This is a genomic window from [Mycobacterium] manitobense (assembly GCF_025821665.1).
GTDB classification, from domain to species: Bacteria; Actinomycetota; Actinomycetes; order Mycobacteriales; family Mycobacteriaceae; genus Mycobacterium; species Mycobacterium arseniciresistens.
The window spans coordinates 1-425 of record NZ_JACKSJ010000087.1 but is presented as its reverse complement, the minus strand read 5'-3'; the positions used below and the strand labels follow the sequence as shown (position 1 = coordinate 425).

Sequence of the window (425 nt, the reverse complement as noted above, 5' to 3'; positions counted from 1 at the left end):
GGACTGCGGCGAGGAGGCGGCCGCCGTAATCGAACGGTGCCCGCACGACCTCACCGGCGATCACCAGCGGGTTGGACAGCGTGGAGCGGACGAACGCCGCGAACTCGGCGTGCAGCGCCGGATTGCCGAGCCCGCGCAGCACCTGGCCGGAGGCCTGGATGACGTCGCCGCCCAGGCCGGCGGTCAGGCCGACGGTCTTGGAGATGGTCGCAGCCAGCACCTCGAGCGGGTTCTCGAACGCCGACAGCTCGACGGCCGCCGCCGAGCGGATGTCGGTCAGGGTGGGCATGGCGGGGGTCGCCACCACGGGGTTGACGGCCAGTGCGCCGGCACTCGCCACGGCGACGCCGGCGACCATGAACTTCACGCGATGCGATGCCGCGGCGCCGCGCGACGGAACGTCGCGCACCGGCGAGTCGACGCTG

The 425-nt window shown here is 73.4% G+C and carries 1 pseudogene; it reads right to left on the bottom strand.

What is annotated here, in order from left to right:
• A pseudogene (locus H7I41_RS11365) lies at positions 1–425 on the bottom strand (hypothetical protein); the annotation flags it as partial.